The organism is Pseudomonas lactis (genome assembly GCF_001439845.1).
In the GTDB taxonomy this organism is placed as follows: Bacteria; Pseudomonadota; Gammaproteobacteria; order Pseudomonadales; family Pseudomonadaceae; genus Aquipseudomonas; species Aquipseudomonas lactis.
Genome location: NZ_JYLO01000007.1, coordinates 1 through 22,763, shown reverse-complemented (window position 1 = coordinate 22,763; position 22,763 = coordinate 1). Strand labels below are relative to the sequence as shown.

Below are 22,763 nucleotides of genomic sequence, written 5' to 3'. Positions count from 1 at the left end.
AAACTCAAGGTCACCGCGTTCATCCTGTATGCACGCGTTATCGTTGAAGTCCTTCGCGAGCAAGCTCGCTCCTACAGGGTTCGGTTCAGCTGCTAGTCCTTTTTCCCTGTACTGGATTTTCCCATGAGTTCTGTTGCTGTGTTCAGCAAGGCCTCGCCATTCGATGTGTTGCAGCGCTGGCTCCCTAAACTGGTGCTGGCGCCGAGCATGTTCATCGTGCTGGTGGGCTTTTATGGCTACATCCTGTGGACGTTCGTGCTGTCGTTCACCACCTCGACCTTCCTGCCCAGCTACAAATGGGCGGGCCTGGCGCAGTATCAGCGGCTGTTCGATAACGACCGCTGGTGGGTGGCGAGCAAGAACCTGGCCGTGTTCGGCGGCATGTTCATCGGCATCACCCTGGTGATCGGTGTGCTGCTGGCGATTTTCCTCGACCAGAAAATCCGCCGCGAAGGCTTTATCCGCACCATTTACCTGTACCCGATGGCGCTCTCCATGATCGTCACCGGTACCGCCTGGAAATGGCTGCTCAACCCGGGCATGGGCCTGGACAAACTCTTGCGGGACTGGGGCTGGGAAGGCTTCCGTCTCGACTGGCTGATCGACCCGGACCGCGTGGTCTACTGCCTGGTGATCGCTGCTGTGTGGCAAGCCTCGGGCTTTATCATGGCGATGTTCCTCGCCGGCCTGCGCGGCGTTGATCAGTCGATCATTCGTGCTGCGCAGATCGATGGCGCGAGCTTGCCGCGCATCTACTGGAGCGTGGTGCTGCCCAGCCTGCGTCCGGTGTTCTTCAGTGCGGTGATGATCCTGGCGCACATTGCGATCAAGAGCTTCGACCTGGTGGCGGCAATGACCGCAGGCGGCCCGGGCTACTCGTCCGACCTGCCGGCGATGTTCATGTATTCGTTCACCTTCAGTCGCGGCCAGATGGGCATGGGCTCGGCCAGTGCAATCCTGATGCTCGGTGCGATCCTCGCGATCATCGTGCCGTACCTGTATTCCGAGCTGAGGACCAAGCGCAATGACTAGTCTCGCCGCCAAACCTGCCATCAGCCTGAGCCGCATCGCGATCTACGCGGTGCTGATCCTGGCGGTGCTGCTGTACCTGGTGCCGCTGGTGGTGATGTTGCTCACCAGCTTCAAGACCCCGGAAGACATCAGCACCGGTAACCTGCTGAGTTGGCCCACAGTGGTCAGCGGCATCGGCTGGGTCAAGGCCTGGGCCACTGTGGATGGCTACTTCTGGAACTCGATCAAGATCACCGTTCCTGCTGTGCTCATCTCTACCGCCATCGGCGCCTTGAACGGCTACGTGTTGTCGTTCTGGCGTTTCCGCGGTTCGCAGCTGTTCTTTGGCCTGCTGCTGTTCGGCTGCTTCCTGCCGTTCCAGACCGTGCTGCTGCCCGCGTCGTTCACCCTCGGCAAGATGGGCCTGGCCAGCACTACCACCGGCCTGGTGTTTATCCACGTGGTCTACGGCCTGGCGTTCACCACGCTGTTCTTCCGTAACTACTACGTGAGCATCCCGGATGCGCTGATCAAGGCCGCACGCCTGGACGGAGCGGGGTTCTTCACCATCTTCCGCCGGATCATCCTGCCGATGTCGACGCCGATCATCATGGTCTGCCTGATCTGGCAGTTCACCCAGATCTGGAACGACTTCCTGTTCGGCGTGGTGTTCTCCAGCGGCGACTCCCAGCCCATCACGGTGGCGCTGAACAACCTGGTCAACACCAGCACCGGGGCCAAGGAATATAACGTGGATATGGCGGCGGCGATGATCGCCGGGCTGCCGACCCTGCTGGTCTATGTGATCGCAGGCAAGTATTTCGTGCGCGGCCTCACGGCCGGCGCGGTCAAGGGGTAATCATGGCTACGCTTGAACTTCGCAATGTAAACAAGACCTATGGCGCCGGCCTGCCCGACACCTTGAAGAACATCGAACTGTCGATCAAAGAAGGCGAGTTCCTCATCCTGGTCGGCCCGTCGGGCTGTGGTAAGTCCACGCTGATGAACTGCATCGCCGGCCTTGAGACCATCACCGGCGGCGCAATCATGATCGGTGATCAAGACGTGAGCGGCATGAGCCCCAAGGACCGCGACATCGCCATGGTGTTCCAGTCCTACGCTTTGTACCCAACCATGAGCGTGCGCGAGAACATCGAGTTCGGCCTCAAGATCCGCAAGATGCCGCAAGCCGACATCGACGCCGAAGTGGCGCGCGTGGCCAAGTTGCTGCAAATCGAGCACTTGCTCAACCGCAAGCCGGGCCAGTTGTCCGGGGGTCAGCAACAGCGCGTGGCCATGGGCCGTGCCTTGGCGCGCCGGCCGAAGATCTACCTGTTCGACGAACCGCTGTCTAACCTTGACGCCAAGCTACGCGTCGAGATGCGTACCGAAATGAAGCTGATGCACCAGCGTCTGAAAACCACCACCGTCTACGTGACCCACGACCAGATCGAAGCGATGACCCTGGGCGATAAAGTGGCGGTGATGAAGGACGGCATCATCCAGCAATTCGGCACGCCGAAGGAAATTTACAACGACCCTGCCAACCTGTTTGTGGCAAGCTTTATCGGTTCACCACCGATGAACTTCGTTCCCATGCGCCTAAAACGCCAGAACGGTGATCTGGTGGCGGTGCTCGACAGCGGCCAGGCCCGTTGCGAGTTGCCGTTGGGCATGAGTGACGCCGGGTTGGAAGACCGCGATGTGATCCTGGGCCTGCGCCCGGAGCAGATCGTGCTGGCAGCGGGCGAGGGCAACGGCTCGTCGAGCATTCGCGCCGAAGTGCAGGTGACCGAGCCTACCGGCCCGGACACCCTGGTGTTTGTGCAGCTCAACGACACCAAGGTGTGCTGCCGTTTGGCGCCTGACGTGGCACCGCAAGTGGGCGAGACCCTGACCTTGCAGTTCGACCCGGCCAAGGTATTGCTGTTTGACGCCAAGACCGGCGAGCGGTTGGGCACGGCTGCTTCATTGCCGGCACAGGGGCATGCCGACAATGTGACCCAGTTCAAGGGCCGTTAAGAAAGATAAGTGATTGTTTTAGTTAAAAAAATGTAACCCGCGTTAGATAAAAACAGTTTAATAACAATAAAGACGAGGATGTAGGGATGAAAAAGCAACACAACAACACCCGGCTGATCTGCCAACTGTCAGCGGCAGCAGCCCTTGTATTGTCCGCCAATGCGATGGCGGCCGATGCATTCAGCGCCGATTCCAAGTGGATGACCGGCGATTGGGGCGGCGAGCGTACCAAGCTGATCGAGCAAGGTATCGACATCAAGGCCGACTACGTGGGCGAGATGGGCTACAACGCCCACGGCGGCTACAACGACGACAAGACCGGTCGTTACTCCGACCAGTTCGGTCTGGGCGTGGCGTTGGACCTGCAAAAACTGTGGGGCTGGGATAACACTCAGGCCAAGATCCAGTTGACCAATCGTAATGGCCAGAACATCTCCAATGACCGCATTGGCGACCCGCGTGCCGGCACCTTGAGTTCCTCGCAAGAAGTGTATGGCCGTGGCCACATGGTGCGCCTGACCCAGTTCTGGATTCAGCACCAGATGTTCGACAACAAGTTGGACGTGAAGCTCGGTTACTTCGGTGAAGGCGAAGACTTCAACACCTTCCCTTGCGACTTCCAGAACCTGTCGTTCTGCGGTTCCCAGGTCGGTAACTACGTCAATACCTGGTACAACTGGCCGGTCGCCCAGGCCGCTATCCGCGTGAAGTACAACATCACGCCTGAGCTGTATGCGCAAATCGGTGCCTACAACCAGAACCCTTCGCAGCTGGAGCACGGCAACGGCTTCAAACTCAGCGGCAGTGGTACCAAGGGCACCGTGATCCCGGTGGAATTGGTATGGTCGCCGAAGGTTAATAACCTGCCGGGCGAATACCGTGTGGGCTTCTATAAAAGTGCGGCCGATGCTCCGGATGTACGTGAAGACGTCAACGGTAACGATGCGGTCCTCAGCGGCGCCGACTTCCGTACCCGTAGCAGCAAGAAAGGCTACTGGTTCGTTGCGCAACAGCAACTCACCACCCATAACGGCGACGCTTCCCGTGGCCTGAACATCGCCGCCAACGCGACCTTCCATGACAAGGAAACCAACCTGGTCGACAACTACCAGTCGTTGATGCTGGTGTACAAAGGCCCATTCGACGCGCGTCCAAAAGATGACGTCGGCATTGGCGTCGCTCGCCTGCATGTCAACAATGATGTGAAGAAGAACTCTGAGCTGCTCAACGACGCCAGGGGCGTGAGCGACTACGACAATCCGCTGTACACGCCGATTCGTGAGACTGAGTACAACGTCGAACTCAACTACGGTTTCCACGTCACCAACTGGCTGACTGTGCGTCCGAACCTGCAGTACGTTGTCCAGCCTGGCGGCGTGGATAAAGTCGACAACGCGCTGGTAGCGGGCCTGAAAATTCAGTCTACGTTCTAACGCTGTTGCGATAAGCTCCTCTCTCTGTGCGCATTTGCGGGTAGCCATGGCTATCCGCTTTTTTTTGCGTGGCACTGTGATATTCGGGACCTGGGCACATGCACGAGCAACCGCTGCAACGCTTTTTCAAATCCCTGCGCGAGCGTCCGGTGTTCGCCTGGGAGCGCTTTCAGATGCGCGATGTGTTGGTGATCGACCATCCGCTGTGCCAGGCGGTGTTCAGTCGCCAGGGCGCGCAACTGTTGCACTTTCAGCCCACCGGCCAGAAGCCTTGGCTGTGGTGCGCGGCCAAGTGGCCACAGGTCGGCGCCATTCGTGGCGGCGTGCCGGTGTGCTGGCCTTGGTATGGCCGCCACCCCAGCGAAAATGCCTGGCCTTCCCACGGTTGGGCCCGCTTGATCGACTGGAAGCTGCTCGACAGCAGCACCGATGACGAAGGCGTGCGCCTGCACTGGCAATTGCAACTGTGCGACTGGCAGGTGGACTTGCACGCGCACCTGGGCGACACCCTGGAACTGCGCCTGAGTACCGAGCACCACGACGAGCTGCCGTGCCAGTTGAGCCATGCATTGCACGCTTACTGGCGTATTGGTCACGTTGATGAGGTAGCGCTGTCTGGGCTCGAAGGAGCGCAAGGTTATGACCAGCTCAATCGCCAGGTTTGTCAGCAGGAAGGCGAATTGCGGGTCGATGGTGGATGCCAGCGGGTGTTCCAGCATGAGGGTGAACTGCAGCTCAAGGACCACGCCTGGCAGCGTGAACTGTGCATCGACACGGGCAACACTGCCGACACGGTGGTGTGGCACCCGGGGAGCCGGCCGCTGTTGGGCGTGAGCTTTAACGAAGCGTCGGGGTTTGTGTGTGTGGAGGCGGCGATGGCGGCGGCGAGCCTGGCGCCGGGGGAGAGGGCCCACTTGAGTTTGCAGGCCAGGGCAGGGGTTTAGCGGTGTGGCTGATGGCGCTATCGCAGGCAAGCCAGCTCCCACCTTTGGAATGCATTCCCCTGTGGGAGCTGGCTTGCCTGCGATAGCGCCGGTACTGCTGGAAGAGCTGCCTGCTAGTTGAATTCATGATCGTTCCCACGCGGAGCGTGGGAACGATCAGTTGACACGGATTTAGTTGAATTCATCCCCCACCGGATATCGGCTGTCATTCAAGCTCTCTTTGATTTTCCGCAAATGCGGCTGAAAATCTACGCCACGGCGCAACGTCATGCCGGTCGCCAACACATCCAGCACCGTCAACTGGATAATCCGAGAAGTCATCGGCATGTAGATATCCGTGTCTTCCGGCAACGGGATGTTCAGGCTCACCGTACTGGCTTTGGCCAGCGGCGAGTTCTCGGCGGTCACGCCCAGCACTGACGCACCGTTTTCCCGAGCGATACGCGCCACTTCCACCAGCTCGCGGGTACGGCCGGTGTAGGAGATGATCACGAACAACTCTCCGGTGTGCGCCACCGAGGCGATCATGCGTTGCATCAGCACGTCGGCGTGGGCGGTCACTGCCAGGTTGAAGCGGAAGAACTTGTGCAGCGCATCCATGGCCACGGGAGCCGAAGCGCCGAGGCCAAAGAAGTGGATCTGCCGTGCCTGGATCAACAAGTCCACGGCCTTGCTGATCAGCGCCGGGTCCAGGGCCTGGCACGCGCTGTCCAGAGAGGCAATGGCGCTGCCAAAGATCTTCTGGGTGTAGGCCTCGGGGTTATCATCGGCCTCCACGGCGCGGCTGACATACGCGGCGCCACTGGCCAGGCTTTGCGCCAATTGCAATTTAAGTTCAGGGTAACCGCTGACACCGAACGAGCGGCAGAAACGGTTGACCGTCGGTTCACTGACCGAGGCGGCCTGGGCGAGGGCGGCGATCGAGAAGCGTGTGGCCTGCTGCGGGTTGAGCAGGATCACTTCAGCGACTTTGCGCTCGGCCTTGTTCAATTCTTCGAGGCGGTTCCGGATCTGTTCCAGAAGATTTCGCACGCGGTCCATTCAGTCTTTCCTTCGGGCGACGATGCAAATAAAAAGGCGGTAACCAATCGATGAGTGGCTTTTCGCGGTGGCCTATCCTACTGAGGGTAGCTGAACACCACCACTCGCAATGCGTATTTCCGGAAAATGTTGTGGTTATTACTACATTTTTCCTTGAGTGATGCCTTGAAAAAAGGTATTTGTAGCTTAACTTGATAAAAGAACAAACATCATGCCTTCGATAACCGTGGAACCCTGCACCTTTGCCCTGTTTGGCGCCTTGGGTGATCTGGCGCTGCGCAAGTTATTTCCTGCCCTTTATCAGCTCGATGGCGCCGGGTTGCTGCACGACGACACACGCATCCTGGCCCTGGCCCGTGAAGCTGGCTCCGAGCAGCAACACCTGGCCCATATCGAAAAAGAATTGCGTAAGTACGTCGGCAAGGAACTCGACGAAGCCGTGGCCCAGCGTTTCCTCGCGCGCCTTTCGTATGTGCATGTCGACTTCATGAAGGCCGACGACTACGTTGCCCTGGCCGGAAAAGTCGGCAGCGATCAACGCCTGATCGCCTACTTCGCCACCCCGGCGGCGGTGTACGGCGCGATCTGCGAAAACCTGTCCAAGGTCGGCCTGGCGGAAAATACCCGCGTGGTGCTGGAAAAACCCATCGGTTCGGACCTGGAGTCGTCGCGCAAGGTCAACGACGCCGTGGCGCAGTTTTTCCCGGAAAACCGCACCTACCGCATCGACCACTACCTGGGCAAAGAGACGGTGCAGAACCTGATCGCCCTGCGTTTTGCCAACAGCCTGTTCGAAACCCAGTGGAACCAGAATTACATCTCCCACGTGGAAATCACCGTGGCCGAGCAGGTTGGTATCGAAGGCCGTTGGGGTTACTTCGACAAGGCCGGCCAGCTGCGCGACATGATCCAGAACCATCTGTTGCAACTGCTTTGCCTGATTGCCATGGACCCGCCCGCCGACCTGTCTGCCGACAGCATCCGCGACGAGAAGGTCAAGGTGCTCAAGGCCCTGGCGCCGATCAGTCCCGAGGGCCTGACCACCCAGGTAGTCCGTGGCCAGTACATCGCCGGCTACAGCGCCGGTAAAGCCGTGCCGGGTTACCTGGAAGAAGACAATTCCAACACCCAGAGCGACACCGAGACGTTCGTTGCCCTGCGTGCTGATATCCGTAACTGGCGTTGGGCCGGCGTGCCGTTCTACCTGCGTACCGGTAAGCGTATGCCGCAAAAGCTGTCGCAGATTGTTATCCACTTCAAGGAACCGTCCCACTACATCTTCGCTCCCGAGCAGCGCCTGCAGATCAGCAACAAGCTGATCATCCGCCTGCAGCCGGACGAAGGTATTTCCTTGCGTGTGATGACCAAGGAGCAGGGCCTGGACAAAGGCATGCAACTGCGCAGCGGGCCACTGCAATTGAATTTTTCCGACACCTATCGCAGCGCACGCATCCCCGATGCCTACGAGCGGTTGTTGCTGGAAGTGATGCGCGGCAATCAGAACCTGTTTGTTCGCAAAGATGAAATCGAAGCCGCGTGGAAGTGGTGTGACCAGTTGATCGCCGGGTGGAAAAAATCCGGTGATGCGCCCAAGCCGTATGCGGCGGGGTCCTGGGGGCCGATGAGCTCGATTGCACTGATCACGCGGGATGGGAGGTCGTGGTATGGCGATATCTGAATTGAAACTGCCTCAGGGCGTTACTGCCCATGAGTACCGTACGCCTGCGCTGCTGGCCGATGGCCTGGCCAATGACGTGGCCGAGCAACTGCGTGGGGCCATCACTGCCCGTGGCGAGGCGACGTTGGTGGTGTCCGGCGGCCGCAGCCCCGTGGCGTTTTTCCAGAACCTGGCCAAGCAGGACCTGGACTGGTCCAAGGTCACCATCACCCTGGCCGATGAGCGCTGGGTGCCGGTCGAACACGCCGACAGCAATGCCGGCCTGTTGAAGCAACATTTGCTGCAAGGCCCGGCGGCCAAGGCGAAGTTCTTGAGCCTGTACAGCCCTGCCGCCAACCTTGAAGACGCTGCCGAGCAGGCCGATCGCCTGCTGGGTGAGTTGCCAGCCATTGATGTGCTGGTGCTGGGCATGGGCGATGACGGCCACACCGCATCGCTGTTCCCCAACAGCCCCAACCTGAGTGAAGCGCTGAAGGCCGACGGTACCCGCCGTTGCTGGCCGATGCTGGCGCCCACTGTGCCGCACCAGCGCCTGACCATGAGTCGTGCGTTGCTGGCCACGGCCGACTACACCGTGCTGTCGATTTCCGGCAGTTCGAAATTGACGACCTTGAGCGCCGCCCTGGCCAGCGACGATGTTGCTGCCATGCCGATTCGCGCGTTTTTGCAACCTACTTTAGAGATTTACTGGTGCCCATGAGCCAAGGATCAGCCGCTATGAAAAGCCCTCAACCGACCGTGTCCATGGCGGATAAAGTTGCCTTGATCGACAGCCTCTGCGCCAAGGCGCGGATCCTGCCGGTGATCACCATCGCCCGCGAGCAGGACATTCTGCCGTTGGCCGACGCCCTGGCAGCCGGCGGTTTGACCGCGTTGGAAGTGACCCTGCGTTCCGAGTTCGGCCTTAAAGCCATTCAGGTCTTGCGCGAGCAGCGTCCTGAACTGTGCACCGGTGCAGGTACCGTGCTAGACCGTCACATGCTCGAAGCGGCAGAAGTGGCAGGCTCGCAATTTATCGTCACCCCCGGCATCACCCGCGACTTGCTGGAAGCCTCGGTGCACAGCCCGATCCCGCTGCTGCCGGGCATCAGCAACGCCTCCGGCATCATGGAAGGCTACGGCCTGGGTTATCGCCGCTTCAAGCTGTTCCCGGCTGAAGTCAGCGGTGGTGTTGCTGCCATCAAGGCGCTCGGCGGCCCGTTCGGGGAAGTGAAGTTCTGCCCGACTGGCGGCGTTGGGCCGGCCAATATCAAGAGCTACATGGCGTTGAAAAACGTGATGTGCGTGGGCGGCAGCTGGATGCTGGATCCGGAGTGGGTCAAGAATGGCGACTGGGCGCGTATCCAGGAAGTCACTGCCCAGGCGCTGGCGCTGCTGGACTGAACTGATTTATCGAATCGTTGTTGCTGTGCTTAACGGCATTTTTGCGGCGCACTTGGTCGGTGTGCCGCTTTTTTTTGCCTGTAAAAAACCTCAAACACATCGCCGTTCTGAAGGTGGGAGCTGGCTTGCCTGCGATAGCTATTTATCAGTTAGCCCATCTTTGGCTGATACACCGTTATCGCAGGCAAGCCAGCTCCCACAGTTTTAAACGGTGTTTAGTTGGGTGATCGCGTGGACCAGCGCGTTGATGTCCGCCGCCGACGTCACCAGCCCCGGCGTCACCCGGATACAGGTGCCAAACGCTGCCCCCGTGCGCGTAGTGGTGAACAGGCCGTGCTCCTTGAGCAGCCTGTCCACCATCGTCTGCTGATCACGCCCGATGAACTTGAAGGCTGTGATCCCGCAATACAGTCTGGGGTCATCCGAGGTCAGCACTTCAATCCCCGGCAACGGTCGCACCTGGTTTACCCACAGGTTGCGCAGGTAATTGACGCGTGCGCCCTTGGCCGCAGCGCCACCCAATTGCCGATGCTCGTCAAACACCAAAGGCAGGGTCATCAGCGCGGGGAAGTTCGGCGTGCTGTAGGACGTACGCGCTCGCACATCCGTGGCTGGGTAGTGAAACTCGCCCATGTCCGGGTCGATATCGGCCAGGCGCTCCGGTGCGATGTACAAAAAGCCCAGGGTCAGCGGCGCGCCGATCCATTTGTGCAGGTTGAAGCCTGCGAACTGAATGCCCAGTTCGGCCAGGTTGAATTCGATCTGGCCCAAGGCGTGGGCGCCGTCGAGGATCACGTCGATTGCGCGTTCGCGCGCGGCCTTGGCAATGGCCGCAACCGGCATGACCAGGCCGGTACGGTGGGTGACATGGGTCAGGGCCATTAATTTCAGGCGCGGGTATTGCGCGAAGGCGTCGTGGTAAGTTTGCACCAGGCTGTCGAAACTGGCCGGGTGGGTGTGGGCCACCTCTATCACTTCCACGCCGCGAGTCGCTGCCAGCCAGCGCATGGCGCCTTTGACCGTGTCGTACTCCAGGTCGCTGATCAGCACCTGGTCGCCCGGTTGCAGGCGGTTGTAGTTGCGGATCAGCGACTGCAAGGCTTCGGTGGCGTTGCGGGTAAACGCGACCGACTCGGGGTCGACGTCAATCAACCCGGCCAACTGGCGGCGTATCTCGATGTTTTCGCCCTGCTCAAAGCGCTGGCGCACATGCACCGCGTTGCTGCGGTTGATAAAGCTGATGTGCTCAAGGTACTGGGCCTGCACCGCCCGGCTCATGCGCCCGAAGTAGCCGTTTTCCAGGTTGATCGGGCCGGGCTCGCACTCATAGCGCTGAGCGATGGCCTGCCAGTGCGCTTCGTTATCGGCATTCCTTGGCATGGTGGGTCTCCTAGTGGCGAGGGGCGGGTCTGCCGTGTTTGGCGCGCAGTGGTTCGAGCAATTCGGACAGGCCGTTGTGGTCGATTTCCTGCATCAAGGCCAGCAAACCGCCCAGTTCCCCGTGGGGGAAACCTTCACGGGCGAACCAATTCAGGTAGGGCCCAGGCAGGTCGGCAATGATCCGGCCTTTGTATTTGCCGAAGGGCATTTGACGGGTGATGAGCAGTTCGAGTTTTTCGGGATTCATGAGCGTCGCAGGGTTGAGGCCAGGCTTTCGAAAATACAGGCATTCTGCATGAAGGCCAAATGACAGATCATGCAAATAACCAAGATACAGATGGTTCAATAATTCATAACTTGTTGAAATTAAACATAAAAATAATTTTTGAAAACCTGGCACGGGCGCTGCAATAACCAAGGCAACCTTCTAACCCGTACAAGGAATTGAAAAATGACTGATATCAACAAAGAATCGATCTCCGTACTGAACGACCTGATCGAGACCAGCATCGACGGCCAAAAGGGTTTCAAGGAATGCGCTGAAGACATCAAGCATCCAGAACTCAAGGCTCTGTTTGCTAAGCGCTCCGCTGATTGCGCGACAGCCGCCGCTGAACTGAAAACGGCTGTGCGTGCCTTGGGTGGCGATCCTGAAGATTCCGGCAGCATGGCCGGCGCCCTGCACCGTGGCTGGGTCGACGTGAAGTCGATGGTCACCGGCAAGGACGAAGAGGCCGTATTGAACGAAGCCGAGCGCGGTGAAGACCACGCATTGAAGGCTTACAAGGAAGCCATCGAGAAGATCAACAAGCACAACCTGGTGGGCATTCGTGACTTGGTTGAGCGTCAGTACCACGGGGTACAGCGCAACCACGACCAGGTAAAAGCCCTGCGTAACCAGGCTCGCGCTCAGTCGTAAGCCCCACGCTGGGCTTAGTGTGGGAGCGGGCTTGCCCGCGAAAGCGGTGGATCAGTCACGGTTGTATTGACTGACACACTGCATTCGCGGGCAAGCCCGCTCCCACATGTGTTTTATGCACAGGCTGGAATCTAGGTCAGCCGATGCTGATGGGTGGCAATTCGGTCAGGGTCACGACTTGCTGCTTACGTGGCGCCAGAATCTCCGCCTCGCCATCCACCACCAACTCATCACGCTGGTTGAACACCCGAGTGGCAATGCGCACGCGAAACTTCGGTAGTTTCTCGAGGATTTCCAAACGCACGGTCAGGGTGTCGCCAATCTTCACCGGCTTCTGGAAGGTCATCTGCTGGCCGATATAAATCGTGCCCGGCCCAGGCAGCTCGCAGGCCACCGCCGCGCTGATCAGCGCACCGCTGAACATGCCGTGGGCAATCCGCTCCTTGAACATGGTCGCCTTGGCGTATTCAGCGTCCAGGTGCACCGGGTTGTGGTCACCCGACATGGCGGCGAACAGCTGGATATCGCGCTCTTCGACGGTTTTGCTGAAGCTGGCAGTCTGGCCCACTTCAAGCGCTTCGTACGGGGTGTTGGTTACCTGGGTCATCTCAAGGTGCATCCTGTGGCTTAACGGTAATTAATCGGCTGATTTTAAAGCAAAAACTATTCGCAGCGGGTGGGCCTGCGCAACGCCAGCGCCTGGTCGAGCCAGGCCAGCAGGTCGGCGGTGACTTCATCCCGGTTGGTTTCGTTGAACACTTCATGACGCGCCTGCGGGTAGAGCGTCAATTGCACGTCCTGGCAACCGGCCTCACGCAGGGCATGGGCCAGATCCTTGAGACGCTTGCCTTCACTCACCGGATCACAATCGCCGCCCATCACCAGGATCGGCAGGCCGGGGTCGATCTGCGCCAGGTTGGAGACTTTGCTGATCTGCTGCAAGCCGCCCAACAGGTCGATCCACAATTGATTGGTGCAACGAAAGCCACAGAGTGGGTCGTTGATGTAGTTGTCCACTTCAACCGGGTCGCGGCTGAGCCAGTCGAACTGGGTGCGGTTGGGTTTGAAGGCTTTGTTGAATGAGCCGAACGACAGGAAGTCGATCAACGCACTGCGCCCTCGCAGGCCTTGGCGTGCTCGCTCGATGCGCGCAATGATTTGCGCTGCACGGTAGAGGGCCACCGGCTGGAAATTCGAACCGCTGAGAATTGCCCCATGCAGGCTGGCACTGTGATGCAGCAAGTACGCCTGGGAGATGTAGCTGCCCATGCTGTGGCCCAGCAGGATGATCGGCAGCCCTGAATGCTGTTGGCCGATATGCTGATTGAGGCTGGCCAGATCGCCCACCACTTTGTTCCAGCCGTCCGTTTCAGCATACAACCCAACGGTGCCGGCCTCGGCGGTACGGCCATGCCCACGCTGGTCCAGCGCATACACACCCAGGCCTGCTGCACACAATGCCTGCGCCAGGCGTGCATAGCGGCCGCCGTGCTCGGCCATGCCATGGGAAATCATCACCACGGCCCTGGGCGGGCCGTCGGGCAGCCATTGGTTGACGTACAGACGGGTGTGGTCGTTCGCGGTCAGCCAGAAGGTGTCGTGGTTCATGGCGGCTTCCTTTGCTCAGGGTGGTTGCATTGTATAGCTCATCCGGCGTGGGGCGGGGTATCTGCCTACGCCTTAGGTACAAGATTCATACAATCAATGACACAGTTCAGTGTCTTGCCTGTTTGGCCATAGCTGCTAACTTCCCCAAAGCTCCGCTTCTTATTGCTGCGCATTTGCATGGCAGCGGCCGGACACACTCAGGTAAAGAGGACAAGAATAATGCAACCTGATTTCTGGAATGACAAACGCGCGGCGGGAGTCCCCAATGCCATCGACCTCAGCACCTACAAGTCGGTGATCGAGGTCTTCGAGCGTTCCTGCAAGACCTTTGCCGACCGTCCGGCATTCAGCAGCATGGGCATTACCCTTACCTACGCTGAGCTTGAGCGCCAGAGTGCGGCGTTTGCCGGTTACCTGCAGCAGCACACCGACCTCAAGCCCGGTGAGCGCATCGCGGTGCAGCTGCCCAACGTGCTGCATTACCCGGTTGCGGTGTTCGGCGCACTGCGCGCCGGGCTGATCGTGGTCAACACCAACCCGCTGTATACCCCGCGCGAGATGCGCCACCAGTTCAAGGATGCCGGTGTGCGGGCGCTGGTCTATCTCAACCTGTTCGGTTCACGTGTGCAGGAGGTGTGCACCGACACGGAGATCGACTACCTGATCGAAGCCAGGATGGGCGATTTCATGCCCGCCGCCAAAGGCTGGCTGGTCAACACCGTGGTCGACAAGGTGAAGAAGATGGTTCCGGCCTACCACCTGCCGCGAGCAGTGTCGTTCAAGCGCGCCCTGCGCATGGGCGCGGGCCTTGGGGTGACGCGCCATCCGGTGACCCTGGACGACGTCGCCGTGCTGCAATACACCGGCGGCACCACTGGGCTGGCCAAGGGCGCGATGCTCACCCACGGCAACCTGGTGGCGAATATGCAGCAGGTGCGGGCCTGCATGTCGCAACTGGGCGACGACGGCCATCCGCTGATCAAGGAAGGGCAGGAGGTAATGATTGCACCGCTGCCGCTGTACCACATCTATGCCTTCACGGCCAATTGCATGTGCATGATGGTCTCCGGCAACCACAACGTGCTGATCACCAACCCACGGGACATCGGCGGGTTTATCAAGGAGCTCAAGCAGTGGCAGTTCTCCGGTCTGTTGGGGCTGAACACACTGTTTGTGGCGCTGATGGACCACCCTGATTTCAAGACCCTGGATTTCTCCCACCTGAAGATCACCAATTCCGGCGGCACTGCCCTGGTCAAGGCCACGGCGGAACGCTGGAAGGCGCTGACCGGCTGCGCCATCGGCGAAGGCTATGGCCTTACCGAAACCTCGCCAGTGGCCAGCACCAACCCCTACGGCGGCCTGTCGCGCCTGGGTACCGTGGGCATCCCGGTGCCGGGTACGGCGATGAAAGTCGTGGATGACCTGGGGCAAGAGCTGCCGTTGGGCGAGCGCGGCGAGCTGTGCATCCAGGGCCCACAAGTAATGAAGGGCTACTGGCAGCAACCGGCCGCCACCGCCGAAACCCTGGACGCCGATGGCTGGTTGAAGACCGGCGACATTGCGGTGATCGACACCGATGGCTACATCAGCATTGTGGATCGCAAGAAGGATTTGATCATCGTCTCGGGTTTCAACGTGTACCCCAACGAAATTGAAGACGTGATCATGGCCCATCCGGCCGTGGCCAACTGCGCCGTGATCGGCGTGCCGGACGAGCGCACAGGGGAGGCGGTGAAGCTGTTCGTGGTGGCACGGGCCCAGGGGGTGAGCCTTGAGGAGCTGAAGGCGTACTGCAAGGCCAACTTCACCGGGTACAAGGTGCCCAAGCATATTGTGTTGAGGGAGTCGTTGCCGATGACGCCGGTGGGCAAGATCCTCCGCCGGGAGCTGCGCGACATCGCTTGAATTGAAACCGGGTACAAAAAATGTGGGAGCTGGTCTGCCTGCGATAGCAGTGTTTCAGTCACCTGTTGAATTGACTGGTCCACCGCTGTCGCAGGCAAGCCAGCTCCCACACTGTATTTTTTGCCCTTGAAAGCCTGTTCTAGAGCCATTTCTGGAGTTATAGAATTTTTGCTCTAAAAGTGACCATTGGATATTCTTGAGTCATGTTTATGACTGTAGGGCCCTCTTTTGGCTCTAGGCGGCCCTTGGCAAAGCTGCTACTCTCGGCGCGCTTTGTGACTTCTAGGCCTGCTTGAAAGCGCCAGACTCACCTAAAAACATACACCAATAATAATCGCATCAAATGCGATGATGAATTCGCGTCGCTGAGGAGTGGGCTTCCATGAATGAAGACTTTTGGAAGGATAAGTACCCCGCCGGGATTGCTGCACAGATCAATCCAGACGAGTATCCGAATATTCAGGCGGTACTGAAGCAGTCCTGCCAGCGCTTCGCTAACAAACCGGCTTTCAGCAATCTGGGCAAGACCATCACCTACGGTGAATTGTACGAATTGTCCGGCGCATTTGCCGCGTATCTGCAACAGCATACCGACTTGAAGCCTGGCGATCGAATCGCCGTGCAACTGCCCAACGTTCTGCAATACCCCGTCGCTGTATTCGGTGCGATCCGCGCCGGCCTCATCGTGGTCAACACCAACCCGCTGTACACCGCGCGGGAGATGGAGCACCAATTCAATGATTCGGGGGCCAAGGCCCTGGTTTGCCTGGCCAACATGGCGCACCTGGCTGAAAAAGTCGTGCCCAAGACCGCCGTCAAGCATGTGATCGTCACCGAAGTCGCCGACCTGCTCTCGCCGTTCAAGCGCGTGCTGATCAACAGCGTGATCAAGTACGTGAAGAAAATGGTCCCGGCCTATCACTTGCCTCAGGCCATCAAGTTCAACGACGTGCTCGCCAAGGGCCATGGCCAGCCGGTCGACGATGCCAGCCCGGCCAGCGGCGATGTGGCCGTGCTGCAATACACCGGCGGTACCACCGGCGTGGCCAAGGGCGCGATGCTGACCCACCGCAATCTCGTGGCCAACATGCTGCAATGCAAGGCGCTGATGGGCTCCAACCTCAACGAAGGCTGCGAGATCCTGATCACGCCGCTGCCGCTGTACCACATCTATGCCTTCACCTTTCATTGCATGGCGATGATGCTGATCGGCAACCACAACATCCTGATCAGCAACCCGCGCGACCTGCCGGCGATGGTCAAGGAACTGTCGAAGTGGAAGTTCAGCGGCTTCGTCGGCCTCAACACCCTGTTTGTGGCGCTGTGCAACAACGAAGGTTTCCGCAAGCTGGACTTCTCTGCGCTGAAGGTCACCCTGTCGGGGGGCATGGCGTTGCAACTGGCAGCGGCGGAGCGTTGGAAGGCGGTGACCGGCTGCGCGATCTGCGAAGGCTACGGCATGACCGAAACCAGCCCGGTGGCCACGGTCAACCCGATCCAGCACATCCAGATCGGCACCATTGGCATTCCGGTGCCTTCCACCGCGTGTAAAGTCATCGCTGACGACGGCACCGAGCTTGCACTGGGTGAAACCGGCGAGCTGTGTGTGAAAGGTCCGCAAGTGATGAAGGGCTACTGGCAGCGCCAGGACGCCACCGACGAGATGCTCGACAGCGAAGGCTGGCTGAAAACCGGCGACATCGCGATCATCCAGCCAGACGGCTACATGCGTATCGTCGACCGCAAGAAGGACATGATTCTGGTCTCCGGTTTCAACGTCTACCCCAACGAGCTGGAAGACGTGCTGGCGGGCCTGCCGGGCGTGCTGCAGTGTGCGGCCATCGGCGTACCGGATGAAAAATCCGGTGAGCACATCAAGTTGTTCATCGTGGTCAAGCCAGGGGCTACCCTGACCAAGGACCAGGTGATGGAACACATGCGCGCTAACGTCACCGGCTACAAGGTGCCCAAGGCCGTGGAGTTCCGTGATGCGTTGCCGACTACCAACGTGGGCAAGATCTTGCGGCGTGAATTGCGGGATGAAGAGCTGAAGAAACTCGGGCTCAAAAAGTAACCCATAAAAAAACCCGCTGATGCGGGTTTTTTTATTTCACCATGACTCCAGCACCGAAATTCTCTGGACTACGCCCAAGCTAGATACAGCAAGTTTATCAATGGCTTAGGACGATTCATCATATGCCGGTGCTTTCTGAAACTTGACCCGGCTTCCACCCGCTTGACTCCTATCAGGCTCCTGGAATCGGGTCTTTCCGAGGAGTCATCATGGCTAAGATCAAGCTCACCAAGTCCGCAGTCGATGCGGCACAACCCCAGGCACAGCCCGTCGAGCTGCGCGACACACTTGTTCCCGGCTTCCTGTGTAAGATTACCCCGACAGGCCGCAAGGTGTTCATGCTTCAGTACCGAACCAATGCTGGCGAGCGTCGCAAGCCTGCTTTGGGTTTGTACGGGGAACTGACTGTCGAGCAGGCCCGGTCATTGGCGCAGAACTGGCTGTCCGAGGTTCGCCGAGGTGGCGATCCTGGTGCAGCCAAGGCCCAGGCGCGCAATGCACCCACGGTCAAGGAGTTATGCGTCAAGTTCATGGAGGATCACTCCAGCCAACGCAATAAGCCCAGCACACAGGAAGGCTATCAGAGCCTCATCGACCGCAACATCATCCCGCTGCTTGGTCGTATAAAAGTCCACGACGTGAAGCGGCCAGATGTGGCGTCGATGATGAAGAAAATGGCCCACAAGCCAGCGGATGCCAACCGCACGTTCAGCGTGATGCGCAAGATGTTCAATTTGGCCGAGGTGTGGGGCTATCGCCCGGATGGCACCAACCCGTGCCGTCATGTGCCCATGTACCCCGCTGGCAAGGCAACCCACCTCATCAGTGACGAGGAAATGGGCAAGCTGTTCCACTATCTCGACGACCTGGAAGCCGAGGGTCTGGAGCATCCCGTCATCCCGCTGGCGATTCGTTTGCAGTTTGAGTTTGCCGCTCGTCGCTCCGAGATAGTGTTGCTTGAGTGGAGTTGGGTTGATCTGGAGAACCGGCGCGTGGTCTGGCCGGACAGCAAGACAGGCGGCATGTCCAAACCGATGAGCGAGGAGGCTTATCGGCTGCTATCAACCGCTCCCCGGTATGAAGGCTCACTTTACGTGCTGCCTTCGCCTCGTCGCCCTATGAAGCATCTGACAACGGGTGAGTATTACAACGGCTGGACTCGTACCCTGAAAGCTGCTGGCGTAACGCACGTTGGTACGCATGGCATCCGCCACCGCTCCGCTACAGATATTGCCAACTCGGGCATCCCGGTGAAGGTTGGCATGGCGCTGACCGCACACAAAACCGTGGCGATGTTCATGCGCTATGTCCACACCGAGGATGCCCCGGTGCGGGAGGCTGCCGAACTGGTAGCAAACCGGCGCAAGACGATCATCGGCGCACGGCCTGTCGTGGAGGAAACAGTATGAGCAGGCGCAAAATATCTGTCGCGCCGTCTGCCGTGCTGCTGGGCGATATCAGAACACTGATTGAGGTGGCGCGCCAGCGCGCCACCTCGGCAGTGAACAGCGAGCTGACGATGCTCTACTGGCGCATCGGTTTGCGTATCCATACACAGGTTTTGGAAGGTCGACGGGCTGATTATGGCGAGGAAGTCGTGCCGACTCTGGCGGGGGAGTTGGTGAAGGAATACGGCAGCAGTTTTTCGGTGAAAAACCTGCGTCGCATGGTGCAGTTTGCTGTCACGTTTCCCGACGAGGCAATTGTCGTATCACTGATACGACAATTGAGCTGGACGCATTTCATTGCCCTGATTCCGCTGAAAGACCCACACCAGCGGGACTACTATGCGCAGGTGGCCAGCGCCGAACGCTGGAGCGTGCGGACACTGCGCGAGCGTATCGACTCGATGCTGTACGAGCGCACAGCGCTGTCCCAAAAGCCGGATGACATGATCGTGCGGGAGCTGGCGACCCTGCGCAATGCACAGCGCATGTCGCCTGCGCTGGTCATGCGCGATCCCTACATCCTCGACTTCCTGGGCCTTCGGGACACCTGGCAAGAAAGTGACCTGGAGGCGGCCATCATTCGTGAAATGGAGTCCTTCTTATTGGAGTTGGGCGCGGGTTTTTCCTTCGTTGCCAGGCAGAAACGCATCCCGATTGACGACGAGGATTTCCACCTTGATCTGCTGTTCTACAACCGCAAGCTGCGGCGGCTGGTGGCGGTAGAACTGAAGGTCGGCGAGTTCAAGGCCGCCTACAAAGGGCAGATGGAGTTGTATCTACGCTGGCTCGACAAGCATGAGCGGGAACCAGAAGAAGCCTCGCCGCTGGGCATTATCCTCTGCACTGGCAAGAAGCGTGAGCAGATCGAGCTGCTGGAGTTGGATAAGTCGGGCATTCACGTTGCGGAATACCTGACGGCCTTGCCACCGAGAGGCGTACTCGTGGAGCGGCTGCAACAGGCAACGCGGCGGGCGCAGTTGCAGATCGAACAGCGGCAGTCTGACGAAAAGTCTTGATTACCGTACCCGTGCATCCCGGCGTGCCGCCGTCGGGCTCACGGGCTGCGCCCCGCGCTTCTTGCGAATCACGGCCATCCGGCTTTGATCCCTGACGCCTCCGGCCCTTGGCCTGCGCACTGCGTTTGCCAAAAGGCGAGTGTGTGCAGTGGGTGGGGGGTGGGCGGTTTTGCTGTTCCCTTCACCGTATCACGGCGTTCGCGCCGTCAAGGGCTGCGCGTGCTTGCACGCTTGCGGCCCGTGGCCGTCTGTGACCCCTGACTGCTTGCGCTGCGCCGTGCTGACCACGGTTCCGGGCAAATCCGCCCGAGCATCCGGAGCACGATCATGTCGCAACTATCCTTTTCCTCGTTCGATTCCTCTCTGTTGGTGCGTGACGCACAGGGCCGTTACCTGCCAGCATCAGTAGACCAGATTCTTGATGCAGCCCGTCAGGCCATAGATCAGAAAATGCAGCGCGGTACTGCTTTTACATCACCAGCATTGGTCAAGGAATACCTGGTCACCAAACTGTCTGGCTTAGAACATGAAGTCTTTGCCATTCTGTTCCTGGACACGCAGCATCGGCTGATCGAGTACAGCGAGATGTTCCGGGGCACTATCGACAGTGCATCGGTGTATCCGCGCGAAGTCGTCAAGGAGGCACTGCTGCTCAATGCGGCGGCGGTCATCCTCTCGCACAATCATCCGAGTGGGCATCCTGAGCCGAGCAGCGCAGATAAGGCTCTGACTCAGAAGCTCAAGGAAACGCTGGCACTGGTGGATGTTCGCACCCTGGACCACATCATTGTGGGAGGTGCGGACATCACATCGTTTGCAGAGCGTGGGTTGCTGTGAACCTAGAGGGGCTTCGGCCCCCTTTCTGACTATGAAAATCACTCAATCATAATAATCGGATGACCTCGATCGCGTGGTGATCCGGGGAAACTTGAGTAACAAACTCTACTTCCACGGGGGGCTGAAGATTTCGGCCCGTAAATACTTTCTCGACTAAAGAAAGTCGTGATGCCATCGTCACCTTCAATAAATCCACTGTATCCATTTTGGATTAGGTTGGATACATCCCCCACCTTTCTGTCTACGCCAATGAAGCAAAGATCAGAAATATTTTTGACGATCTCATCTGCTGTAGGGCGATCTGCAACATTGTATTGAAGGCACTCTTCAACGAGAGATTGCAACTGTTGCGCAAGAGTCTTGTACTGCGGATTTGACGTCATGAAGTTTGGCCAAGGCTCTCTATTTTTGTTCTGAACATTAACGGCAGCCTGAAGGTAAACGCCAAAAGGAACCTTTCCTGTTAATATTTGAAACATCATGGCCCCAAGTGACCAAATATCTACAGAAGCCCCAGGGTGTTCTCCTGGTTGCCTGAACATCATTTCTGGCGCCATATAAGGCAACGCCCCTCGGATTGTTCCAGAAGTCGATCTGGTTATATCTCCTTCTCGCGCCGCCTCATCAAAAACCTCTTCGGTCAGCGTAGCAATGCCGAAGTCAGTGATTTTTAGTTCATGAAGATTAACGCCATGCTCAACGATAATGTTACTTGGCTTTAAGTCGCGATGCACAACTCCTGCATGGTGCGAAGCGGCAACACCTTTGGAAACGTGCAGAAATACTCGGGCAGCCAAATGAGGATCAATAGCTCCAAAGGTCTTGAGTGTATTCTCAAGATTTTCGCCATCGACAAACTCCTCAATGAGAAATAGCCTACTATCTTCTTCAATGTAGTCTAGAGTTTTTGCAACATTATGATGGTTAACTCGGGCGGATATTTTTGCACTGCTTTTAAATCGCTTGTCGGGCTGGCCGGGCTGAGGAGTTTTCAGAGCAATGTTTGAATCTAGCAGCATGTCATATGCCAGATAAACATCTTGCATGCCGCCTCGACCTATATGGCGTTCTATGCGATAGCGTCCAGAGACAATATCTTGTGGATTCATGGCATCACCTCCGGATTCGAGACGTCAAAGGTAACAAAACTTCTTGAGCCGCCGTTCCCGAATGTAAGAACGCAACAGCCCGGCACAATCGTTCCGATAGAAACGGAAGTGTTATTGATATACACAGCACCTGTAACTTGCGTGACGCTGAATACCAGGCCGTCATATTCAATCGTGAGGCTGCCGACAGTTGCGTTAAGCGATATTCTTCGATTTTTGCAGTCTAGTGTGTTTGCAGATCCATTTAAAACAACTGTGGCGCGATGCCTGTCCTTTAGAAGATGCTTCGCCAACAAATTCTGAATATCTTGCATGGAAGGCCTATCCCGTCTATCGGTTGCAAGACATTGATGAAGAATATGCGTAATTTCGCTAGGTAATCCAGCGAATGGAACTGAAAAGTCCGTCAGAGACGGCTGACTAGGAGGCCGCTTGCGTAAGCTGAGGGGAGTTTCTTCAGCCAGTAGTGCTAGGCAAGTCACGCCAAATGCGTAGACATCAATGGAGGAGTCAAAGCAATAGTTTGGTCACCCCACAGTTCGGGCGCCATGAATACAGGGGTTCCTATTATGCTTCTTGTCTCAGCGGCAGCATTATTTCTTGATAGCCCAAAATCGAGAATTTTAACGACACCTTCACCATCAATTTTTATATTTCCCGGCTTAATATCTCGATGGATGATTTCATGAGAGTGAATATCCGCAAGGCCGCATGAGATCTGCCATATCAAATGTAGATAATTTGTGTCAGCGGAAAAACTAGCTGAACTAAGTGTTTCTCCGTTAATAAATTCAAGGACGATGGCAGGTTGCGGCGAAACGGCTCCCCCCTCTGGCAGGATAGTTGTCACCCTCCAGTTTTCCCCAGATAGGCGGTAAAGGACACCGATGTGGCCCGTTATTCCCATGAGCGAAAAGAAGCCGTGCTGAGCAAGTTGTTGCCGCCTTACAAC

Annotated in this window: 22 protein-coding genes; 14 read left to right on the top strand and 8 right to left on the bottom strand. The window is 58.1% G+C overall.

Going from position 1 to position 22,763, the window contains the following annotated elements:
- Nucleotides 1–123: 123 nt before the first annotated feature.
- The 5 genes from TX24_RS12670 to TX24_RS12650 all read left to right on the top strand — a co-directional run bounded on the left by TX24_RS12670 (nt 124) and on the right by TX24_RS12650 (nt 5,410).
- Nucleotides 124–1,032 carry a carbohydrate ABC transporter permease gene (locus TX24_RS12670; RefSeq protein ID WP_003193765.1) on the top strand — a complete coding sequence of 303 codons (909 nt, stop codon included), beginning with the start codon at nt 124–126 and terminating at the stop codon, nt 1,030–1,032.
- Nucleotides 1,025–1,870 carry a carbohydrate ABC transporter permease gene (locus tag TX24_RS12665; protein ID WP_003193763.1) on the top strand — a complete coding sequence of 282 codons (846 nt, stop codon included), beginning with the start codon at nt 1,025–1,027 and terminating at the stop codon, nt 1,868–1,870. The genes TX24_RS12670 and TX24_RS12665 overlap by 8 nt, the downstream gene beginning before the upstream one ends.
- A 2-nt stretch (nt 1,871–1,872) precedes the next feature.
- On the top strand, nt 1,873–3,033 hold the full coding sequence (locus TX24_RS12660; RefSeq protein ID WP_034134354.1) for an ABC transporter ATP-binding protein: 1,161 nt from the start codon (nt 1,873–1,875) through the stop codon (nt 3,031–3,033).
- Between the two features lie 86 nt (nt 3,034–3,119).
- Complete coding sequence (locus tag TX24_RS12655; protein WP_003193760.1) at nt 3,120–4,466, top strand: carbohydrate porin; 1,347 nt, start codon at nt 3,120–3,122, stop codon at nt 4,464–4,466.
- A 98-nt stretch (nt 4,467–4,564) separates the two neighbouring features.
- Complete coding sequence (locus tag TX24_RS12650) at nt 4,565–5,410, top strand: D-hexose-6-phosphate mutarotase (RefSeq protein WP_057710460.1); 846 nt, start codon at nt 4,565–4,567, stop codon at nt 5,408–5,410.
- A 171-nt stretch (nt 5,411–5,581) separates the two neighbouring features.
- Here the strand turns inward: TX24_RS12650 and TX24_RS12645 are convergent, their stop codons facing one another.
- A complete protein-coding gene (locus TX24_RS12645) occupies nt 5,582–6,442 on the bottom strand; it encodes a MurR/RpiR family transcriptional regulator (RefSeq protein WP_169856377.1) in 861 nt (286 codons plus the stop codon).
- A 220-nt stretch (nt 6,443–6,662) separates the two neighbouring features.
- Here TX24_RS12645 and zwf point away from each other — a divergent pair, with 220 nt between their 5' ends.
- The 3 genes from zwf to TX24_RS12630 are packed head-to-tail and all read left to right on the top strand — an operon-like array spanning nt 6,663 to nt 9,512.
- A complete protein-coding gene (zwf, locus tag TX24_RS12640) occupies nt 6,663–8,129 on the top strand; it encodes a glucose-6-phosphate dehydrogenase (protein WP_003193756.1) in 1,467 nt (488 codons plus the stop codon).
- Nucleotides 8,116–8,829: a 6-phosphogluconolactonase gene (gene pgl, locus TX24_RS12635; RefSeq protein ID WP_003193755.1), complete on the top strand. Its 714-nt coding sequence runs from the start codon at nt 8,116–8,118 to the stop codon at nt 8,827–8,829. The genes zwf and pgl overlap by 14 nt, the downstream gene beginning before the upstream one ends.
- 17 nt (nt 8,830–8,846) lie before the next feature.
- Nucleotides 8,847–9,512, top strand: coding sequence for a bifunctional 4-hydroxy-2-oxoglutarate aldolase/2-dehydro-3-deoxy-phosphogluconate aldolase (locus TX24_RS12630; RefSeq protein WP_026067364.1), 666 nt, complete (start codon nt 8,847–8,849; stop codon nt 9,510–9,512).
- A 204-nt stretch (nt 9,513–9,716) separates the two neighbouring features.
- Here TX24_RS12630 and TX24_RS12625 read toward each other — a convergent pair whose 3' ends face one another.
- Nucleotides 9,717–10,892 (bottom strand): aminotransferase class V-fold PLP-dependent enzyme, encoded by a 1,176-nt coding sequence (locus tag TX24_RS12625; RefSeq protein WP_003193752.1) that lies wholly within the window; start codon nt 10,890–10,892, stop codon nt 9,717–9,719.
- 10 nt (nt 10,893–10,902) lie between these two features.
- Entirely contained in the window at nt 10,903–11,139 is a 237-nt protein-coding gene (locus TX24_RS12620; RefSeq protein WP_003193750.1) for a DUF3820 family protein, read from the bottom strand.
- 204 nt (nt 11,140–11,343) lie between these two features.
- Here TX24_RS12620 and TX24_RS12615 point away from each other — a divergent pair, with 204 nt between their 5' ends.
- Nucleotides 11,344–11,811, top strand: a complete 468-nt coding sequence (locus tag TX24_RS12615) for a ferritin-like domain-containing protein (protein ID WP_003193748.1) — start codon at nt 11,344–11,346, stop codon at nt 11,809–11,811.
- A 136-nt stretch (nt 11,812–11,947) separates the two neighbouring features.
- On the opposite strand, the gene TX24_RS12610 is transcribed toward TX24_RS12615, so the two are convergent.
- Nucleotides 11,948–12,418, bottom strand: a complete 471-nt coding sequence (locus tag TX24_RS12610; RefSeq protein WP_003193747.1) for a MaoC family dehydratase — start codon at nt 12,416–12,418, stop codon at nt 11,948–11,950.
- Nucleotides 12,419–12,474: 56 nt separating this feature from the next.
- The gene (locus tag TX24_RS12605) at nt 12,475–13,419 is read right to left on the bottom strand and encodes an alpha/beta hydrolase (protein ID WP_057710459.1); all 945 of its coding nucleotides are present in this window, start codon (nt 13,417–13,419) and stop codon (nt 12,475–12,477) included.
- A 219-nt stretch (nt 13,420–13,638) separates the two neighbouring features.
- Between TX24_RS12605 and fadD2 the strand changes: the two genes are divergently transcribed.
- The 5 genes from fadD2 (at nt 13,639) to radC (ending at nt 20,702) form a co-directional block, all read left to right on the top strand.
- Nucleotides 13,639–15,327 (top strand): long-chain-fatty-acid--CoA ligase FadD2, encoded by a 1,689-nt coding sequence (gene fadD2 / locus TX24_RS12600; RefSeq protein ID WP_003193743.1) that lies wholly within the window; start codon nt 13,639–13,641, stop codon nt 15,325–15,327.
- 382 nt (nt 15,328–15,709) lie between these two features.
- Nucleotides 15,710–17,401: a long-chain-fatty-acid--CoA ligase FadD1 gene (fadD1, locus tag TX24_RS12595; RefSeq protein WP_003193742.1), complete on the top strand. Its 1,692-nt coding sequence runs from the start codon at nt 15,710–15,712 to the stop codon at nt 17,399–17,401.
- Nucleotides 17,402–17,610: 209 nt separating this feature from the next.
- On the top strand, nt 17,611–18,810 hold the full coding sequence (locus TX24_RS12590) for a tyrosine-type recombinase/integrase (RefSeq protein WP_034071798.1): 1,200 nt from the start codon (nt 17,611–17,613) through the stop codon (nt 18,808–18,810).
- A gap of 32 nt (nt 18,811–18,842) precedes the next feature.
- Entirely contained in the window at nt 18,843–19,865 is a 1,023-nt protein-coding gene (locus TX24_RS12585; protein ID WP_477749708.1) for a PDDEXK nuclease domain-containing protein, read from the top strand.
- Nucleotides 19,866–20,192: 327 nt separating this feature from the next.
- Nucleotides 20,193–20,702: a RadC family protein gene (gene radC, locus TX24_RS12580; RefSeq protein WP_034071794.1), complete on the top strand. Its 510-nt coding sequence runs from the start codon at nt 20,193–20,195 to the stop codon at nt 20,700–20,702.
- 38 nt (nt 20,703–20,740) lie between these two features.
- Here the strand turns inward: radC and TX24_RS30795 are convergent, their stop codons facing one another.
- The 3 genes from TX24_RS30795 to TX24_RS30790 form a co-directional block, all read right to left on the bottom strand.
- Nucleotides 20,741–21,811 (bottom strand): serine/threonine-protein kinase, encoded by a 1,071-nt coding sequence (locus TX24_RS30795; RefSeq protein WP_079382945.1) that lies wholly within the window; start codon nt 21,809–21,811, stop codon nt 20,741–20,743.
- Nucleotides 21,808–22,125, bottom strand: a complete 318-nt coding sequence (locus TX24_RS31860; protein ID WP_157255552.1) for a hypothetical protein — start codon at nt 22,123–22,125, stop codon at nt 21,808–21,810. The genes TX24_RS30795 and TX24_RS31860 overlap by 4 nt, the downstream gene beginning before the upstream one ends.
- A gap of 164 nt (nt 22,126–22,289) precedes the next feature.
- Nucleotides 22,290–22,763 (bottom strand): protein kinase domain-containing protein (locus tag TX24_RS30790; RefSeq protein WP_208604732.1); only part of this gene is annotated, 474 nt, incomplete at its 5' end.

Bases quoted from the DNA above. Each gene is read 5' to 3' on its own strand.
- TX24_RS31860 (WP_157255552.1), bottom strand. From the start codon at position 22,125: ATGCAAGATATTCAGAATTTGTTGGCGAAGCATCTTCTAAAGGACAGG.
- TX24_RS12630 (WP_026067364.1), top strand. From the start codon at position 8,847: ATGAAAAGCCCTCAACCGACCGTGTCCATGGCGGATAAAGTTGCCTTG.
- TX24_RS12655 (WP_003193760.1), top strand. From the start codon at position 3,120: ATGAAAAAGCAACACAACAACACCCGGCTGATCTGCCAACTGTCAGCG.
- TX24_RS12605 (WP_057710459.1), bottom strand. From the start codon at position 13,419: ATGAACCACGACACCTTCTGGCTGACCGCGAACGACCACACCCGTCTG.
- radC (WP_034071794.1), top strand. From the start codon at position 20,193: ATGTCGCAACTATCCTTTTCCTCGTTCGATTCCTCTCTGTTGGTGCGT.
- TX24_RS12665 (WP_003193763.1), top strand. From the start codon at position 1,025: ATGACTAGTCTCGCCGCCAAACCTGCCATCAGCCTGAGCCGCATCGCG.
- TX24_RS12620 (WP_003193750.1), bottom strand. From the start codon at position 11,139: ATGAATCCCGAAAAACTCGAACTGCTCATCACCCGTCAAATGCCCTTC.
- TX24_RS12615 (WP_003193748.1), top strand. From the start codon at position 11,344: ATGACTGATATCAACAAAGAATCGATCTCCGTACTGAACGACCTGATC.
- TX24_RS12650 (WP_057710460.1), top strand. From the start codon at position 4,565: ATGCACGAGCAACCGCTGCAACGCTTTTTCAAATCCCTGCGCGAGCGT.
- TX24_RS30795 (WP_079382945.1), bottom strand. From the start codon at position 21,811: ATGAATCCACAAGATATTGTCTCTGGACGCTATCGCATAGAACGCCAT.
- fadD1 (WP_003193742.1), top strand. From the start codon at position 15,710: ATGAATGAAGACTTTTGGAAGGATAAGTACCCCGCCGGGATTGCTGCA.
- zwf (WP_003193756.1), top strand. From the start codon at position 6,663: ATGCCTTCGATAACCGTGGAACCCTGCACCTTTGCCCTGTTTGGCGCC.
- TX24_RS12590 (WP_034071798.1), top strand. From the start codon at position 17,611: ATGGCTAAGATCAAGCTCACCAAGTCCGCAGTCGATGCGGCACAACCC.
- TX24_RS12625 (WP_003193752.1), bottom strand. From the start codon at position 10,892: ATGCCAAGGAATGCCGATAACGAAGCGCACTGGCAGGCCATCGCTCAG.
- fadD2 (WP_003193743.1), top strand. From the start codon at position 13,639: ATGCAACCTGATTTCTGGAATGACAAACGCGCGGCGGGAGTCCCCAAT.
- TX24_RS12660 (WP_034134354.1), top strand. From the start codon at position 1,873: ATGGCTACGCTTGAACTTCGCAATGTAAACAAGACCTATGGCGCCGGC.
- pgl (WP_003193755.1), top strand. From the start codon at position 8,116: ATGGCGATATCTGAATTGAAACTGCCTCAGGGCGTTACTGCCCATGAG.
- TX24_RS12670 (WP_003193765.1), top strand. From the start codon at position 124: ATGAGTTCTGTTGCTGTGTTCAGCAAGGCCTCGCCATTCGATGTGTTG.
- TX24_RS12610 (WP_003193747.1), bottom strand. From the start codon at position 12,418: ATGACCCAGGTAACCAACACCCCGTACGAAGCGCTTGAAGTGGGCCAG.